At 65.6% G+C, this 16940-nt stretch carries 19 protein-coding genes and 1 pseudogene; 11 read left to right on the plus strand and 9 right to left on the minus strand.

Features of this window, described 5'->3' with window-relative positions:
* The coding region (locus ARC78_RS11140; RefSeq protein WP_145974327.1) for a transposase at window positions 1-147 on the minus strand (147 nt) is incomplete at its 3' end.
* 57 nt (window positions 148-204) lie between these two features.
* Here ARC78_RS11140 and ARC78_RS16960 point away from each other — a divergent pair.
* The 5 genes and pseudogenes from ARC78_RS16960 to ARC78_RS11165 form a co-directional block, all read left to right on the plus strand.
* Window positions 205-318: pseudogene (locus tag ARC78_RS16960) on the plus strand (HPr family phosphocarrier protein); the annotation flags it as partial.
* A 55-nt stretch (window positions 319-373) separates the two neighbouring features.
* Window positions 374-2095: a phosphoenolpyruvate--protein phosphotransferase gene (gene ptsP / locus ARC78_RS11150; RefSeq protein ID WP_057506317.1), complete on the plus strand. Its 1722-nt coding sequence runs from the start codon at window positions 374-376 to the stop codon at window positions 2093-2095.
* Window positions 2096-2217: 122 nt separating this feature from the next.
* Entirely contained in the window at window positions 2218-3579 is a 1362-nt protein-coding gene (mgtE, locus tag ARC78_RS11155) for a magnesium transporter (protein WP_054658365.1), read from the plus strand.
* 7 nt (window positions 3580-3586) lie between these two features.
* Entirely contained in the window at window positions 3587-3850 is a 264-nt protein-coding gene (locus tag ARC78_RS11160) for a hypothetical protein (RefSeq protein ID WP_057506318.1), read from the plus strand.
* A gap of 76 nt (window positions 3851-3926) precedes the next feature.
* Window positions 3927-4679 (plus strand): tetratricopeptide repeat protein, encoded by a 753-nt coding sequence (locus tag ARC78_RS11165; protein WP_054658367.1) that lies wholly within the window; start codon window positions 3927-3929, stop codon window positions 4677-4679.
* Window positions 4680-4688: 9 nt separating this feature from the next.
* Here ARC78_RS11165 and ARC78_RS11170 read toward each other — a convergent pair whose 3' ends face one another.
* Genes ARC78_RS11170 through ARC78_RS11180 form a run of 3 tightly spaced genes read right to left on the minus strand, consistent with a single transcriptional unit; the run spans window position 4689 to window position 6683 of the window.
* Window positions 4689-5639, minus strand: a complete 951-nt coding sequence (locus tag ARC78_RS11170) for an aspartate carbamoyltransferase catalytic subunit (RefSeq protein ID WP_054658369.1) — start codon at window positions 5637-5639, stop codon at window positions 4689-4691.
* A 20-nt stretch (window positions 5640-5659) separates the two neighbouring features.
* A complete protein-coding gene (gene ruvX / locus ARC78_RS11175) occupies window positions 5660-6124 on the minus strand; it encodes a Holliday junction resolvase RuvX (protein WP_054658371.1) in 465 nt (154 codons plus the stop codon).
* A complete protein-coding gene (locus tag ARC78_RS11180; RefSeq protein WP_057506319.1) occupies window positions 6117-6683 on the minus strand; it encodes a YqgE/AlgH family protein in 567 nt (188 codons plus the stop codon). Before ARC78_RS11180 ends, ruvX begins: the two co-directional genes overlap by 8 nt.
* A 76-nt stretch (window positions 6684-6759) precedes the next feature.
* Between ARC78_RS11180 and ARC78_RS11185 the strand changes: the two genes are divergently transcribed.
* Window positions 6760-7296, plus strand: a complete 537-nt coding sequence (locus ARC78_RS11185) for a DNA-3-methyladenine glycosylase I (protein ID WP_054658373.1) — start codon at window positions 6760-6762, stop codon at window positions 7294-7296.
* Between the two features lie 31 nt (window positions 7297-7327).
* Here ARC78_RS11185 and ARC78_RS11190 read toward each other — a convergent pair whose 3' ends face one another.
* The 3 genes from ARC78_RS11190 to ARC78_RS11200 all read right to left on the minus strand — a co-directional run bounded on the left by ARC78_RS11190 (window position 7328) and on the right by ARC78_RS11200 (window position 10205).
* Window positions 7328-7822: a hypothetical protein gene (locus ARC78_RS11190; RefSeq protein ID WP_145974328.1), complete on the minus strand. Its 495-nt coding sequence runs from the start codon at window positions 7820-7822 to the stop codon at window positions 7328-7330.
* 165 nt (window positions 7823-7987) lie between these two features.
* Window positions 7988-9118: a PilT/PilU family type 4a pilus ATPase gene (locus tag ARC78_RS11195; RefSeq protein ID WP_057506320.1), complete on the minus strand. Its 1131-nt coding sequence runs from the start codon at window positions 9116-9118 to the stop codon at window positions 7988-7990.
* Between the two features lie 49 nt (window positions 9119-9167).
* Window positions 9168-10205, minus strand: coding sequence for a type IV pilus twitching motility protein PilT (locus ARC78_RS11200; protein ID WP_054658377.1), 1038 nt, complete (start codon window positions 10203-10205; stop codon window positions 9168-9170).
* Window positions 10206-10302: 97 nt separating this feature from the next.
* Between ARC78_RS11200 and ARC78_RS11205 the strand changes: the two genes are divergently transcribed.
* From ARC78_RS11205 to ARC78_RS11225, 5 genes are all read left to right on the plus strand, one after another.
* On the plus strand, window positions 10303-10965 hold the full coding sequence (locus tag ARC78_RS11205) for a YggS family pyridoxal phosphate-dependent enzyme (RefSeq protein WP_057506323.1): 663 nt from the start codon (window positions 10303-10305) through the stop codon (window positions 10963-10965).
* A gap of 17 nt (window positions 10966-10982) precedes the next feature.
* On the plus strand, window positions 10983-11831 hold the full coding sequence (gene proC, locus ARC78_RS11210) for a pyrroline-5-carboxylate reductase (protein ID WP_057506321.1): 849 nt from the start codon (window positions 10983-10985) through the stop codon (window positions 11829-11831).
* Between the two features lie 53 nt (window positions 11832-11884).
* A complete protein-coding gene (locus ARC78_RS11215) occupies window positions 11885-12346 on the plus strand; it encodes a DUF4426 domain-containing protein (protein WP_054660688.1) in 462 nt (153 codons plus the stop codon).
* A 276-nt stretch (window positions 12347-12622) separates the two neighbouring features.
* Window positions 12623-13984 (plus strand): phosphatase domain-containing putative toxin, encoded by a 1362-nt coding sequence (locus ARC78_RS11220; protein WP_158499984.1) that lies wholly within the window; start codon window positions 12623-12625, stop codon window positions 13982-13984.
* A gap of 88 nt (window positions 13985-14072) precedes the next feature.
* Complete coding sequence (locus tag ARC78_RS11225) at window positions 14073-14480, plus strand: hypothetical protein (protein WP_054660039.1); 408 nt, start codon at window positions 14073-14075, stop codon at window positions 14478-14480.
* Between the two features lie 63 nt (window positions 14481-14543).
* Here the strand turns inward: ARC78_RS11225 and ARC78_RS11230 are convergent, their stop codons facing one another.
* Together ARC78_RS11230 and ARC78_RS11235 are read right to left on the minus strand one after the other, a co-directional pair.
* The gene (locus ARC78_RS11230) at window positions 14544-16472 is read right to left on the minus strand and encodes an esterase/lipase family protein (protein ID WP_158499985.1); all 1929 of its coding nucleotides are present in this window, start codon (window positions 16470-16472) and stop codon (window positions 14544-14546) included.
* A 20-nt stretch (window positions 16473-16492) separates the two neighbouring features.
* A partial coding sequence (locus tag ARC78_RS11235; protein ID WP_145974329.1) for a lipoprotein N-acyltransferase Lnb domain-containing protein occupies window positions 16493-16940 on the minus strand: 448 nt, incomplete at its 5' end.

The following is a 16940-nucleotide window of genomic DNA, read 5'->3' on the forward strand; positions in this document are numbered from 1 at the left end:
ATCCATGCCACCGAACTTCGAGCGCCACTTGTAGAACGTGGCCGTGCTGACGCCCATCTCGCGGCACAGCTCGGGCACGGCAAGACCAGCCTCTACGCGCTTGAGCGCCTCGATGATCTGGCTGTCGGTGAATCGGGACTTCTTCATGGTAGAAATTTTCCTTCGAAAACTTCTACTTCTCACTGCGCTGGTTTTGCGGGGGGATTACCCGCCGGCCAGGGCACTCCGGTCACCGTGCGCGTGGATGGCGAAGACGAAGCGGCGGCACTGGCGGCCGTGGTAGATCTGTTCGAACGGCGTTTCGACGAGGACAACTGATGGCCCGCTGCGCCCCCCAGCAGCGCACTGCCGTCACACGGCGCGGGAGCGCGCGGTGGTGATCCGGCTGCACGGCCATGGCGCATCCCGCGGTACCGCGCTGGGCCGTGCCCGGGTGAGACTGCCCTACACCCAGGAGACCGGCAAAAAGCACGTGCCCGCCGCGGCGGTGCCGGCCGAACTGGAACGCCTGCACCTGGCCCTGGACGCCGCCCGCGCGGAAATGCGCGACCTGCGCCATCGCCTGCAAGGTGCACTGCCCGCCGAAGTCGGCGAGTTCCTCGATCTGCATGCGATGCTGCTGGATGATCCCGAACTGCTGGTGGCGCTGGATGACCTGATCCGCAACAACCGCTACAGCGCCACCTATGCGCTGCGCACCCAGCGCGACCGGCTCGCCCAGGTCTTCGAAGGGATGGAAGACGCCTACCTGAAGAGCCGTCTGGATGACCTGGATCACGTCATCGGGCGCATCCACGCGTTTTTGCACAAACGTCCGGCCGGAGTGAAGGGACTGGCCGGCGAGATCCTGGTCTGCGAGAACGTCGCCCCGTCTGAACTGGCGCAGCTGCAATCGCAGGGCGTCGTCGGTATTGTCAGCAGCGCCGGCAGCACGTTGTCGCACAGCGCCATCCTGGCGCGCAGTCTGCACCTGCCCCTGGTCGTCGCCGCCAGCGGGGTGCTCAGCCGCATCAATGACGGTGACGTGCTGATTCTGGATGGCGGCACGGGCGAGGTCACCCTCGATCCAGGTGCCGAGGACCTGCGCCAGTACCGGCTGCGCCTGCGCGAGCTGGCCCGCGAGCAACGCGAACTGGGACGGCTGCGCTCCAAACCCACCCGCACTCGCGACGGTGTCGACGTCACCCTGCTGGCCAACGCCGAATCGCACGAGGATGTCGCCAGCGCCCACGCGATGGGCGCGCACGGTCTGGGCCTGTACCGCACCGAGTTCCTGTTCCTGCAGCGCAACGAATTGCCCACGGAAGAGGAACAGTTCCAGATCTACCGCGACACGGTGCTGGGCATGAGTGGCCGCCCGGTCACCATCCGCACGCTGGACCTGGGGGCGGACAAGGCCGACCGCACCGGGCTGGCGCTGACCAGCGAGGAGAATCCGGCACTGGGGCTGCGCGGCGTGCGCCTGTCGCTGGCCCACCCCAAGGTTGCCGATGCACAGCTGCGGGCGATCCTGCGCGCCTCCGGCTATGGACCGGTACGCGTGCTGGTGCCGATGGTCAGCGCGCGCGAGGAGATTCTGGCGGTCAAACGGCGCATGAGCCGCCTGGCGGTGGCGCTGCGGGCCGAGGGTCATGCCGTGGCGGAGCAGACGCCACTGGGCGCGATGATCGAAGTGCCGGCAGCGGCGATCGCACTGGAGACGCTCATTGACCAGGTGGATTTCCTGTCCATCGGCACCAATGATCTGGTGCAGTACCTGCTTGCGGCCGACCGCAACAACGAGGCTGTGGGCGCGCTGTATTCGCCACTGCATCCGGCGGTGCTGCGGCTGCTGGCGCAGGTGATCCAGACCGCGCAGGCACACGCCACACCGGTGGCGGTATGCGGGGAGATCGCGGGCGATCCGCAGATGGTGCCGCTGCTGCTGGCACTGGGACTGACCGAGTTCAGCCTGCATCCGGCCACGCTGCTGGAGGTCCGCCGCACCATTCGCGACAGCGATCTGCGCATGCTGCGCCAGCGCGGCAAGAAGCTGCTGCAGGCACGTGATCGGCGCGGCATTGAGCGCTGGATCCGCGAATCGGCTCCGGCCTGAGCTGCCACCGGCGTAGAAACACGGTGCATCCCTGATGCGCGCACGCAATAATGACGCGCTGGACACCGCTGATGCCGCATCCTGTCTCCGGATAACGGCCTTTTCTTCTCTCTGGAGCTCCGATGGCCGAAGCCGTACGCCACGACAAGACCGCGCGACAGCTGCGCCTGCTTTCCGATGCGCTCGACAGTGGGCGCTTGGGGCCGGTGCGTCGTCTGGTCAACACGTTGGCGCCGGCCGAGATCGGCAACCTGCTCGAATCGCTGCCGCCAGGCAAACGCGAAGTCGTATGGGGACTGGTCGATCCGGAAGACGACGGCGAGGTGCTGGTCCACGTCGGTGATGAAGTCCGCGAAAGCCTGCTGGCGGACATGGACCCGGACGAGATCATCGCCGCGGTCGAAGACCTGGACATCGACGATCTGGCCGATCTGGTCGAGGATCTGCCCGATACCGTCATCGACGAAGTCCTCAAGTCGATGGATCGCGAGAACCGCGAGCGGCTGGAGCAGGTGCTGTCGTATCCGGAGGATACCGCCGGCCGCCTGATGAATCCGGATGTGGTCACCGTGCGCGCCGACGTCAACGTCGATGTGGTGCTGCGCTACCTGCGCCTGCGCGGTGAGCTGCCCGATCACACCGATCACCTGTTCGTGGTCAGCCGTCGCCACCAGTATCTGGGCCGGCTGTCATTGGCGGCGCTGGTCACGCATGAGGACAGCACGCCGATCAACCGCCTGATCGACGACGAGCAGCCGGCCATCGATGTCGGCGAAAGCGCCGAGGAAGTCGCGCGCCAGTTCTCCGACCACGACTGGGTCTCGGCGCCGGTGGTGGACGACAACAACATCCTGCTCGGCCGCATCACCATCGACGACGTGGTCGACATCATCCGTTCGCAGGCCGAGCATCAGGCGCTCGGCGCCGCCGGTCTGGACGAGGAAGAGGATCTGTTCTCGCCGATCAAGCGCGCGGTGCGCGGCCGCGTGGTGTGGCTGGGCATCAACCTGTGCACGGCCTTTCTTGCCGCCTCGGTGATCGGCCAGTTCGAAGTCACGCTGGAGAAAATCGTCGCCCTCGCGGTACTGATGCCGATCGTCGCCGGCGTCGGCGGCAACGCCGCGGTGCAGGTGCTGACGCTGATGGTGCGCGGTCTGGCGCTGGGTCAGGTCGGCCCCAGCAACGCCCGCATCCTGCTGTGGAAGGAAATGCGGGTCGCGCTGATCAACGGCACCCTGATCGGCGTGGTGGTGGGTATCATCGCTTTCCTGTGGTTCCACAGCATGCTGTTGTCGGTGGTGATCACCCTGGCGCTGATCATCAACTTCTGCGCCGCCGCGCTGGCCGGTGTATTGCTGCCGCTGATGCTCAAGCGCATGAACGTGGATCCGGCCGTCGCCGGTACCGTGGTGGTGACCGCAGTGACCGACGTGATGGGCTTTTTCAGCTTCCTCGGCCTTGCCACTTTGATCCTGCTGCACTGAGTACCCAATGACCGTTACCGTCCACGACTACTACCAGCCCGGTTGGCGCGAGCACACCCACACCTGCCCTTCCTGTGACTGGCAAGGTGCCTCGCGGCAGATGGAAATGGAGCTGCACGATGAGCAGACCGAATACAGCTGCCCGCAATGCGAATTCCCGCTGCTGATTATCCAGCACCCGGATCTGGCCGCCGTACAGGCCGCCGCCGCGGCAGGCAACGTTGAAGCCCGGCAGCAACTGGAGATTCTGGCGATGGCCCCGCGCGCCTGAGCAGGGCGTTGTGCCCCTGACAGTCCCCGGCCCAATGCGCTAGGCTCGCCCCAACGCCCTTGCCAAGGAACGTTGTATGCGCCTGCTGTTGCTGGTTGTCGCCGGCCTTTGCAACGTGGCACTGGCCCAGAGTGAGACCAGTCCTTCGGTGCTGAGTACTACGCCGCTGCGCTCCCCTATGGCAGAGCCGGCTTTGGGAAGCCAGCTGCGCCTACCCGTGGAGCAGGCCATCGCACAGAGCCTGAAAGGCGATCACGCCAGGGCCAGGCCTGCCCTGCTGGATGCGGCGAGGCAGTGTGACGCCTACCTCGCCGTACCCGGACGCCAGGTACGGGCGTTCCGCAGCCAGCGCCAGTATCTGCACTATCTGGATACCCACGGCGATGGCCAGCCCACCGACTGGCTGGATATGGCCTGCGCCAATGCCTACAAGCATCTGGGCTATATCGCCGTGGAGCAGGACCAGATCGAGCAGGCCTTGCGCTGGCTGGACAAGGCCCATGCCAGCGCGCCCTACGAACCCGAGCCCCTGACCGAACGCGGCGCGGCCCTAACCCGCCGCCGCGACTGGGCCGGGTCACTGGAAAACTATCGGCAGGCACTGGCGCTCACCCGCAGCCACCCCGAAGCGGCCTATCTGGAAGCTTTGGCACTGCGCGGCACCGGGTTTGCGCTGATCGAACTGGGCGACCTTCCGGCCGCCCGACAGGCTTACGAGGCATCGTTGCAGCTGGACCCGGAAAGCAGAATCGCCGCCAACGAGCTGATCTACATCCAGCAGCTGCAGCGCAAGGCCGATGCCGACAGCACCGCGACCTCCCGCCCCTGAACCGAATGATCAGGCCAGCAGCGTTTCCAGCACGGCCATGCGCACCGCCACGCCGTTGGCGACCTGGCGCAGCACCCAGGACTGCGGGCCATCGGCGACCTCGTCGGTGACCTCCACGCCGCGGTTGATCGGCCCAGGGTGCAACACCGCCGCATCCTTGCCAGCACGTTTCAGGCGTTCGGCGGTGAGGCCGTATTCGGCGTGGTATTGCTCCAGCGAGGGCACCAGCCCTTCTTCCATGCGCTCGCGCTGCAAGCGCAGCATCATCAGCGCATCGACGCCTTCCAGCATCGCGTCGAAGTCCTGGCCGACGATGCAGCCCTTGAGCGTTTCCTCGTCCGGCAGCAGCGCCTGCGGGCCACACACACGGATCTCGCCCACGCCCAGCGTACGCATCGCATGCAGGTCGGTACGGGCCACCCGCGAGTGCTTCACATCGCCGGTGATCAGCACTTTCAGTTTCGAAAAATCCGGTCCCTTGGCCTGACGCAAGGTCAGCATGTCCAGCAGGCCCTGGGTCGGGTGCGCGCTGCGACCATCGCCGGCATTGACCAGTGCGGTGCCCTCGCCCGCAGCCGCGGCCAGCTCAGCCACCGCGCCATCATCGGGGTGGCGCACGATGAAGCCGCGCACGCCCATCGCCTCCAGATTGCGCAACGTGTCGCAGGCGGTTTCGCCCTTGCGTGCCGATGAGGTGGACGCATCGAAGTTCAGCACATCGGCGCCCAGCCGCTGCGCGGCCAGCTGGAACGAACTGCGGGTGCGCGTGGAGGGCTCGAAGAACAGCGTGCACACGGCGGTACCGGCAAGCACGGAGCGCTTGTTGCCGACCCGGCCCATCGCCGCATCTCGGATCTGACCGGCACGATCGAGCAATTGCAGCAGGTTCTCGCGGGGCAGCCCTTCCAGGGTCAGCAGGTGGCGCAAACGTCCTTGTGCATCGAGTTGCGAAGCGGTCATGACAGAGTTCTTGGCAGGAGTCAGGAAACAGGAATGGCATCGTGCGGAGCCGACAACCAGCGCTCGATGATGACCGCCGCGGCGACCGCGTCCAGGTTGGCGGCGTCACGACGACGCTTGCGACCTTCCGAGCGCTCGACAGCGAAGCGGCGCGCCGCCTCCACCGAGCTGGAGCGCTCGTCGATCATCAACACCGGCACCTTGTAGCGTTGCTGCAGCTGCCGCGCGAAAGCACGCGCGCGCTTGCGATTGGGCTGGTCCTCGCCATCAAGTGTCAATGGATCACCGACGATCAGACCGTGCGGACGCCAGTCCTTGAACAGGCGATCCAGCGCAGTCCAGTCAGGACCAGCTGCGTGCACATCGATCACCGCGATCGCACGGGCATTCATACCGAAGGAACTGCCAATCGCCACGCCGATCCGGCGCGAACCGACATCGAACCCGAGGACCGTGCTGTCGGTGGAAAGGGCCGGATCAGGCATGTCCGCTGTATCCCGCCAGACGGAACAGGTCCACCCCGATGCGCGCGGCCGACAGCTGCCAGCGCTGGTCCATCGGTGTATCGAACAGCAATCCAGCATCGGCCGGCACAGTCAACCAGCTGTTTTGAGCCAGCTCCTGCTCCAGCTGGCCGGCGCCCCAGCCCGCGCATCCCAGCGTGACCAGCGCATGCCGCGGCCCTTCCCCGCGCGCCATCGCCTCGAGGATGTCGCGCGAGGTGGTCAGGTACAGACCTTCGGCCACCGTCAGGCTGGAATCCCAGCTGCGGGCATCGTCGTGGATCACAAAGCCGCGTTCGGTATGCACCGGACCGCCGCTGAGGACTGGCTGTGCGCACAGGGCCTCGTCATCGGAGACGATATCCATCTGCATCAACACCTCGCCCAGGGTGTACTCGGAGGGCTGGTTCACCATCACGCCCATCGCACCATTCTCATCGTGCTGGCAGATCAGCGAAACGCTGCGGGCGAAATGGGGATCGAGCAGCGACGGCAGCGCCACCAGCAGGTGATTGGCAAGTGGGGAAGACAGCGCGGACATGCGCCTATTCTAGCGTTTACCGCCGTTGAAGGCGTGCTGGCGGATAATGACGCCGCCCTTACCTGCGCCTGCGCCCATGTCCAGCTATTGCGATATCGCTCCCGGCCACCCTGTTCACGCCCACTACCACGCCCACGAGTACGGATTTCCGCAGCGTGAGGAAAGCGAGCTGTTCGAGCGGCTGGTGCTGGAGATCAACCAGGCCGGGCTGAGCTGGGAGACCATTCTGAGAAAACGCGAGGGCTTCCGCGCCGCCTATGACGGTTTTTCGGTGGACAAGGTGGCCGCCTATGGCCAGGGCGATGTCGCGCGCCTGCTCAACGATGCCAGCATCATCCGTAACCGCCTGAAGGTGCATGCGGCCATCCACAACGCGCAGGTGATCCAGCAGCTGCGTGCCAGCCACGGCGGCTTCGTCCAGTGGCTGGATGCCCACCACCCCTTGCCCAAGGCGGACTGGGTGAAGCTGTTCAAGAAGACCTTCCGTTTCACCGGTGGCGAGATCACCGGCGAGTTCCTGATGAGCCTGGGCTACCTGCCAGGCGCACACCGCCAGGACTGCCCGGTGCAAGCGCGCATCGCCGCGATTGGCCCGGCGTGGATGCAGGCCTGAGCACGGCGCCGTGGCCCGGACATTGGCCGACTCAACCGCGCAGGAAAATGCCCGCCAGCCCCAGCAGCAACAGCAAGCCGCCGAACAGGATGATCAGGATGTGCCAGACCAGCAGGCGATCCTGGCGGCGCATGTCCATCCGCAGGGACTGCTGGTAGCTGCGCATCAGCGAGTTCATCGGCAGCAGCGGAACAAAGGTGAAAAGGCCGATCACCCACAGGTTCTTGCCGATATTGCGCGGAAAGAACATCGACAGGTTGGCGATGAAGTTGAGCAGGAAGAACACCAGTGCCAGCACTAGCGGCGGAAACGCCAGCTGCCGCCGCCTGCTGGAAACGTAACTATTGAGCCGGGGGAAACAGCTGAATCCCCACAGCGGTGCGAACACCGCGCGCCAGAACGGCCAGATATCCCCACCCTCCTGGTCGGAAATGGCCTGCCAGTTGCGGTAGAACCAGTACGGCACGTACAGACCGAACGTGCACAGGCTCATCATGACCAGCTTGCCGGTGGACGGAGCAAACACCTCCGGGTGCACCTGCGCTGTTCCGGATTCAACCGGAACAGAAGCCGGCCGCGCAACAGCGGCCGGCGCAGGGACCGGGACCACCGGAGCCGCTGGAGGGAGATAGGGGTTCTGCACTTCCATCTGCACTTACTCCTTCCAGCGATGTCGATGGGAAAACTGCGGTCAGCGGACCTCGGCGATCTCCACGCCATCAAGCCCCTGCGCCAGCGTCTTGGCGTCGCCACCCTGGGCAAGCTTGATGCGCAGACGCACCTCGTTCTGCGAGTCGGCGTAGCGCAGCGCATCGTCGTAGCTGATCTCGCCGGCCTGATACAGCTCGAACAGGCTCTGGTCGAAGGTCTTCATGCCCAGCTGCACGGAGTCCTTCATCACTTCCTTGAGCTTGTGGATCTCACCCTCGCGGATGTAATCCTGCACCAGCGGCGTGCCAAGCATGATCTCCATCGCCACGCGGCGGGCCTTGCCATCGGGCGTGGGCACCAGCTGCTGCGCCACCACACCCTTCAGGTTCAACGACAGGTCCATCAGCAACTGGTTGCGGCGGTCTTCCGGGAAGAAGTTGATCACGCGGTCCATCGCCTGGTTGGCGTTGTTGGCGTGCAGCGTGGCCAGCACCAGATGGCCGGTTTCGGCAAACGCGATGGCGTGGTCCATGCCTTCACGGGTACGGATTTCGCCGATCATGATCACGTCCGGCGCCTGCCGCAGCGTGTTCTTCAGGGCGGCCTCCCAGCTGTCGGTGTCGATACCCACTTCGCGCTGGGTGATGATGCAGCCCTCGTGCTTGTGCACGAACTCGATCGGATCCTCGATGGTGATGATGTGCCCGGTCGAGTTCTGGTTGCGGTAGCCGATCATCGCTGCCAGCGAGGTCGACTTGCCGGTACCGGTGGCGCCGACGAACAGGATGATGCCGCGCTTGGTCATCGCCAGGGTCTTGATGACCGGCGGAAGATTCAGCTCTTCCACAGTCGGGATGCGCGTCTCGATACGACGCAGCACCATGCCCACCTGGTTGCGCTGGTAGAAACAGCTCACGCGGAAGCGGCCGACACCGGACAGGCCGATGGCGAAGTTGCACTCGTGGGTCTTCTCGAACTCCTCGCGCTGCGCCGGCGTCATCACGTTGAGCACCATGTCACGGCTTTGCTGCGGCGTCAGGGGCGTCTGGGTGATCGGCGACAGCTTGCCGTTCACCTTCATCGACGGCGGCATGCCGGCGGTGATGAACAGATCCGACGCCTTCTGGTGCGCCATCAGCTTGAGGAACGAGGTGAAGTCGATGGTACTCATGACAATGCTCCGACAGAGGCGCTACGGTTACGGATCAACACCACGCCGATCATTCGAACAATCGCTTGTCTTTGGCGTATTCCTTGGCCTGGTTGCGCGTGATGAGGCTGCGTTTGACCAGATCCTGCAGATTCTGGTCCAGCGTCATCATGCCCACCTGCTGACCGGTCTGGATCGCCGAATACATCTGCGCCACCTTGTCTTCACGGATCAGGTTGCGGATGGCCGGGGTGGCCACCATGATCTCGTGCGAGGCGATGCGGCCACCACCGACACGCTTGAGCAGCGCCTGCGAGATCACCGCGCGCAGGGATTCGGACAGCATCGAGCGCACCATCGGCTTCTCGCCGGCGGGGAACACGTCGATGATACGGTCGATGGTCTTGGCCGCCGAGCTGGTATGCAGGGTGCCGAACACCAGATGGCCGGTTTCGGCGGCGGTCAGTGCCAGACGGATGGTTTCCAGGTCACGCAATTCGCCGACCAGGATGATGTCCGGATCTTCACGCAGCGCCGAGCGCAGCGCCTCGTTGAAGCCATGCGTGTCGCGGTGCACTTCGCGCTGGTTGATCAGGCACTTCTGCGAGGTGTGCACGAATTCGATCGGGTCCTCGACGGTGAGGATGTGGCCATATTCGTTCTTGTTGATGTGGTCGATCATCGCCGCCAGCGTGGTCGACTTGCCCGAACCGGTCGGGCCGGTGACCAGGATCAGGCCCTGCGGCTGTTCGATCAGCTCGCGGAAGATCGGCGGGCAGGCCAGATCTTCCAGCGTCAGCACTTCCGAGGGAATGGTACGGAACACCGCACCGGCACCACGGTTCTGGTTGAACGCGTTGACACGGAAGCGCGCCAGTGAGGGAATCTCGAACGAGAAGTCGACCTCGAGGAACTCTTCGTAGTCGCGACGCTGCTTGTCCGACATGATGTCGTAGACCAGCGCGTGCACCTGTTTGTGGTCCAGCGCCGGGATGTTGATGCGGCGGACGTCACCGTCCACGCGGATCATCGGCGGCAAGCCGGCGGAAAGGTGGAGGTCCGAGGCCTTGTTCTTGACCGAGAACGCCAAAAGTTCAGCGATATCCATACGCCGCTATATCCCCTGCGTTGCGTGTATCTGGAAGGTGTTTCCCCTGGCAGGCAGTATAGCGTTCCCACGTAAGAGGTAGACCCGTGTGTCCACTGTGCCACTAGCCGCGCTTGTGCAGGAAATTACCGCTATTTCACCGGCCGCGCACCTGGTGCGCCTGCTGGCGGTTTCCAAACTGCAACCGGCCGGCGCGATTGCCGCGCTGGCCGGGCAGGGCCAGCGGGCGTTTGGCGAGAACTATGTGCAGGAAGCGGCCGCCAAGGTGCAGGCATTGGCGCCGCTGGGGCTGGAATGGCACCTGATCGGCCACCTGCAGTCCAACAAGGCCGAGCTTGCCGCCCGGACCTTTGACTGGGTACAGACCGTGGACCGGCCCAAGCTGGTCACCGCGCTTGCCCGTCACCGTCCAGCAGGGCGGCCGCCGCTCAATGTTCTGATCCAGGTCAACATCGACGATGAGGACAGCAAGCACGGCTGCAGCCCGGACGCGGTCCAGGCGCTGGCCGCCGCCATCGCCCGCGAGCCGATGCTGTGCCTGCGCGGGCTGATGACCATTCCCGCGCCCCACCCCGAGGCGGAACGCCGGCGCGCCGCATTCGCGCGCATGCGGGAGCTGTTCGATGCCTTGGCGGGGCGGTACCCGCAGGTGGATACACTGTCGATGGGCATGAGCGGCGACTTCGCGCTGGCCATCGCCGAGGGTGCAACGATGGTCCGCGTTGGCACCGCCCTGTTCGGCCCACGCCCTTCTCCCTGATCGCTGTCGAGGCTTGCATGACCGGTTCACCGACGTCACCTTCCCTTTCTTCCGACGGCATCGCCTTCATCGGCGGCGGCAACATGGCCCGCAGCCTGATCGCCGGACTGATCCGCCGCGGCGTGGCCCCGGCCAGCATCCGCGTCGCTGAGCCGGTCGCGACATTGCGCACGGCGCTGGCGCGGGACTTTGGCGTGACCGCCGTCGCCGATGCCGCGGCGGCCGTTCCCGGCGCTGCCCTGTGGGTGATGGCGGTCAAGCCGCAGGTAATGCGCGAGGTCTGCGCCAACCTGGCCGGACTCGCACAGCAGGCCGCACCGGTGATCGTCTCCATCGCCGCCGGCATCACCGGCGGCCAGCTGGACCGCTGGCTGGGCGGTGATCGTGCCATCGTCCGTGCCATGCCCAACACCCCGGCCCTGCTCGGTGCCGGCATTACCGGCCTGTTCGCCAACGCCCGGGTCACCGTGGCGCAACGTGCGCAGGCCGAACAGGTGCTGGCCAGTGCCGGGCGCACCGTCTGGATCGAGAGTGAGGCACTGATGGATGCGGTGACCGCCGTCTCCGGCAGCGGCCCGGCCTATGTGTTCCTGCTGGCCGAGGCGATGGAAGCGGCCGCACTGGAACAGGGCCTGCCCGCCGACGCCGCCCGCACGCTGGTGCTGGATACGGTGCTGGGCGCGGCCCGCATGTTGACCGAGGCCGGAGAGGCGCCGGCCGAGCTGCGTCGCCGGGTCACTTCCCCGGGCGGCACCACCCAGGCCGCCATCGAAACCTTGCAGGCCGGAGGCTTTGAGACTCTGACCGCCAGGGCCATCGAAGCCGCCGCGCGCCGCGGGCGGGACCTATCGGCCGCCAACGATTGAGCCTGCGTACCTGCGCGTGCAGCCCACCGGCAACCCGCCCGAGGAAACCTGCCATGTCCAGATTTATTCCACTGCTGCTGTCCGGGCTGCTCATCGGCCTGCCCGCCTGCTCCGGGCAACCCCCACCGCAGGCGGCAACGCGCGCGCAAGCCGCACCTGCCCATGCCGATCTGGGTCCGCTGCGCGTGCACTACAACCTGTTCCCAACGCTGGCAATGAACGAAGCGGTGGCACGCAGCTATGAGATCAAACGCGAAGCCAACCGCGCCTTGCTGGTGGTGGCGCTGCGCGAGCGCAGCGACAACCAGGAGCTGCCCGCCGAAGGCGATGTCATCGCAACGGCCACCGACCTGTCGGGCAGGCGCCAGCACGTGGCATTGCGCGCGGTACGCACGGGACCGTACACCGATCTGATCGGTTTGCTGGAGGCGCGGCCCCACGACCAGCTGCGGGTGGAACTGCAGGTACGTGCCACCGCCGGCCAGGGGAAAGTGGGTTTCGAACGAAGTTTCTGAATACTGCCGAAACCGCCGATCACGCCCGGCCGCGCGTTGCGACCTCCGCCTGCGCGCCTGTAATCGGCGCTACAGCTTCCACAATTTCCCTTTCAAATCAGTCCCGTAATCCAGTGCATACGGGGCGGTGGCGGCTCCACCCCCATTCATAGAATTTGACGCAGCTCACGCAAGGCTCAAATTGACATGGGAGTGAGGCCCACCATACTGGCCCCCTTTCCCTCTTCCGCTCGTGCCCATGGATGCGGCCGCGCCGGATAAATGACGTCTTTTCCCATGCAAAAATCCCTTCCTCCACTGCTGCAGCTGCAAGGCTGGGGCATGAGCCGTGGCCGCCGGACGGTGCTGGCATCGATCGATATGGTGATCGATGGCCCGGGCATCGTGGTGCTGATGGGCCCGGGTGGTACTGGCAAGTCGTCGCTGCTGCAGGCGCTGTCCGGTCAGCACAACGCCCACGGCGAGCGCTGGGGCCAAATGCTGTTCCAGGGCCAGCCACTGCCGGCGGCCGCCCGCCCGCCGGCGCTGGTGCACCAGCAGCCACGCGAACTGGGCTTCAGCGTCCTGGAGAACCTCAGTGCCGCGCTGCGCCAGCAGCACGGAGGCAGCAGCCAGCACGCGCTGCGCGAGGAAGTCGTCACCCGGCTGCACGCCCTGGGCGCCGATAGCCTGGTCGCGCAGTTGTCGCAGCGGGTGATCGATCTGCCGCGTGGACTGGCGCGACAGCTGGCGATCCTGCGCGCGGCCCTCAGCGGCAGCCCCTTGCTGCTGATCGACGAGCCCACCAGCGAGCTGGATGCGGCCGATACCGAAGCGGTACTGGCACTGATCCAGCGCCTGGCCACCACCCATACCTGCCTGATCACGCTGCACCATCAAGCGCAGGCGCGGCGTATCGCAGCGCGCGCGATCCTGCTGGCCGGCGGCCAGGTACAGGTGGATGCGCCTGCCGCCGCATTCTTCGCCAATGACATGCGGCACCCGGTGCTGGCGCAGTTCCTGCGCACCGGCAGTTGCCACGTGCCGGCGCCGGATGCGCGGGCAGAAGAGCTGGCGGACGATGTCGCTGCCCCCGTTCCCGCTGCCGGCGCAAACCAGGCGCCGGCCGACACCCTCGGCGTACGTCCGCCGCCTGTACCCGTCGCGCTGCCGGCCACCCCCACGCGGCGGGGCCCGACCGGCTTCCACTGGCTGGTGCCAGGCAAGCTGGCGGGCTGTCCGATGCCCGGCGTGGTGTTCGCCATGGATCACGATCTGGCACTGCTGCGCGGCATGGGCATCAGCGTGCTGGTCAATCTGACCGAACGCGAGATGCCGGCCGAACTGCTGGCCCCGCACGGCTTGCGCAGTTACCACCTGGGCATTCGCGATCGCGGTGCACCGCCATTGCTATGGGCCAAACTGCTGCTGGCCAAGATCGAAGTGATGTTGCGCGAAGGCGAGGTCGTCGCCGTGCATTGTCTGGCGGGACTGGGCCGCACCGGGCTGGTGCTCGCGGCGTGGCTGATCCGCGAAGGACTGACCGCCGAAGAGGCACTGCGCCGGCTGCGCACCATCGAACCGGGCTTCGTGCAATCACAGGAGCAGGAAGACCTGCTTCACGCACTGGAAGAAAACCTGCTGATCCGCGCCTGCTGATCGGTATCTGTTGTCCTCAACTCCCCCGGCAACCGGACCGCACCGCGGTCTGGCGCCCTTCTCTTTCCCTCCCCCAGGAATCACCCCGATGTCTCTCGACAGCACCCTGCAACACTCCGTCGCCTCCATCCCCGAATGCGTGGCCGCCGGCTACGTCGATATCAGCTCCGGCATGCTGCTGTCGGTCAAGACCGTGGATTCGCATCCGCGCGAAGTGCTGGACCTGGTCGCCGCGGCCACCGCCGACCTGTACCAGGGCCCGAACATCCGCAGCATCGAGCAGATGTTCCGCCGCGCACGCGGCCTGCAGGAGCAGGAAGGCGCGCACTACTTCCAGGAAATCATCGTCAACAGCGAAAACCTGATCCACATCTTCATGCGTGGCAAGCGCTACCCGGACTACGTGATGGTGTTCGTCTGCCGCCGCACCGCCAACCTCGGTATGGCCCTGACCCGCTCGCGTCTGGCGATGCCGGGGATCGAAGCGGAAATCTGAAACACCAAGGCCACCTGTCGGTGGCCTTTTCGATTGCGCGGCACGGGCCTGGGATTACACCGCTCAGTGCAGCGGCACACCATCGACCTGGTGCAGGTCCTCGCGCAGGATACGGCGCACTTCCAGCACCGCCTCGGGCGTTTCCTGCACGCTGTGCCCGGACACGATCACCTTCTCCGACAACGCGCCATCCAGATGCGCGCTCCAGTACGGCACCAGACCATCGTCCGAGTCGGCCGTGGCCACCTCGGCTTTACGCTTGGCGATGATGGAGTGGTACTTCAGGCCAGGCACCATCGGCAACGCCGAAGAGAATTCGATAAACGGATCACTGGCCTTGAGGTTGTCGATGCTGTTGCTGATGCGCGGCTCCCTGGGCTTCCCGCCGTCTTCCTCCGGGTTCTGCAAGGCCATGAACGCATCACCGAATGCGCCGAGGAGGGTCAGCGGCAGCCGCACCAGTTTGCCGATCATGCGTCCCAGACGATTACCGGCCGCATCGGTTCCCCTGTGCGGGGCCGCCAGGAAAATCGCGCGCTGCACGTTGGGCTGTGGGGTGAAGTGCATCACCGGCCCCAGCTTGGCCTCCACCCGCTTCAGGCGCTCACCGCGCAGGTTGTAGCGTTCCACCGTGTCCTTCCACAACACCTCGCCCGAATCACTGAGCATCAGCCGTGCGAGCACACCGCCCATGCTGTGGCCGATGAACACCATGTCATGCGACGCGGCGGCCGTGGCCTTCGGATCGAAATTACGCAGCGTGCGGTTGAAGGCGTTGCTGATGGTGTAGCGGTTCAAGGCGAGCGGCGCGTTGGTCGGGTAGTACACCGACCACACCTGGTAGTGCTTGCGCATCTGCGGATCCCCCATGATCTCGTTGGCCAGGTTCACCCAGGCCTCCGGACTGCTGGCCAGGCCGTGCAGCATGAAGATGATGCGCCGGTCCGGGTCGTAGGGCTGCATCAGGTAGATATGCGGCTCGCGGATGCCCTCGCCGCGGCCGAACAGTGTGCGCAGCGACTCGGTGGCAAACCCCGACTGGGCAAGCCACAGTCCATAGGCAGCGGTGAAATTGGCCGCCAGCGGCACCTCCTGCCCGTGCAGGGTGATGCTGGTGGTGATGTCGGGCGAATACGCCTTGAGCTGGATCGTGCGCGTGGCCAGCACCTGCTCGAGCGTATCGCCTTCGAAGTTCAGCACGGCGGTGGCATTGAGCGCCGGCATTTCGCTGTAGACCGGCAACTCCACTTTCTCGCCTTCCAGCGGGACCGCCAGCGGCGGCGACTCCATCACCACCACCAGCTCCGCACCAAAGCCGTCGCGGCGATAGGAACTGCGCAGGCCGGCAAAGCTCACCGACGAGGCCGCCACCAGCTGTTTGGGAACGCTGCGCAGGTTGAGCTGGTCAAGCGTGGTGCGGATGGTCCAGCGATCCACCTGCACCGGGCGCAGGAAATCCTCCCCCTCCAGCGCGCGCGTGCGGACACGCTGGAACACCACCGACGCGGTCTGCTCGGCCGCATGGTTGTAATAGTCACGCACCTGCGTGAGCCGGTCCTCCAGCGCCCTCTGCGCGGGCGTACGACCACTGAAGAACAGGTAGGCGTAGGAATAACGCGCGGTCTCCAGCCATGCATCCAGCGCATTGGCCTGCAACTGCACCGGCTCGCCGCCCTTGGCCTGGGGTGTGAGCGCCAGCGCCTCCTGCATCCACAACTCGGCCAGGGTCGACAGCCGCTGTTCGGTATGCAGCCCTTCGTTGTCGGCCACCCGTTGCCGGCACACCGGCAGATCCTTGCCGCATTCGCCGGCGGTCTGCCCGATCACCGCCAGCGCTTCCTGCGACAACGCACTCAACCGGCCACTGTTGAGGATGTCGTCGCGCTTGAGCATCACATAGTCGGTGCTGCTCACCGACTTCATCTTCACCATCGCACAGCCGCTGGACAGCAGCAGTGCCATCCCCGCCATGATCGGCAGCAGCCGACGCATTCCAGTCAGCCGCGGTGGGTTCATTGCAGGGCTCCAGCAATTCCGATGCCGGGCACGCCGGCGCGTATGCGGCTTGAGAAATCGGCAGCATCACCGCTGTCGCGGGCGCGCTGCGTGATCCGCCCCAGTTGCTGCAGCCGTTCCAGGGAGACGCCCGGTGTCAGCCCGCCGACATCGGCGACATACCCGGCCAGATAGCCGGACAACAGCAGCCGGTAATCCAGTGGCAGACCCGGCACGATCCGGCGCATCAACTCATACACCACGGTGGTGCAGTTGCTGGTCAGCGAGTTGTAGAAGCGCGGCGCCTGCTGCAGCTGCTGCGCGGTGGCGACATAGGCCCCCAGCAGATCGCGCAACTTGTCCGGACCCAGGCCATGCAGGCGGTACAGATAGACATCTTCGCCACGCACGTTGCTGCGCACCCGCACGATATCGCGCTCATCCGCGGCTACCAGCACGGCTTCG

The sequence above is a fragment of the Stenotrophomonas pictorum JCM 9942 genome (assembly GCF_001431585.1).
GTDB lineage: Bacteria > Pseudomonadota > Gammaproteobacteria > Xanthomonadales > Xanthomonadaceae > Stenotrophomonas > Stenotrophomonas pictorum.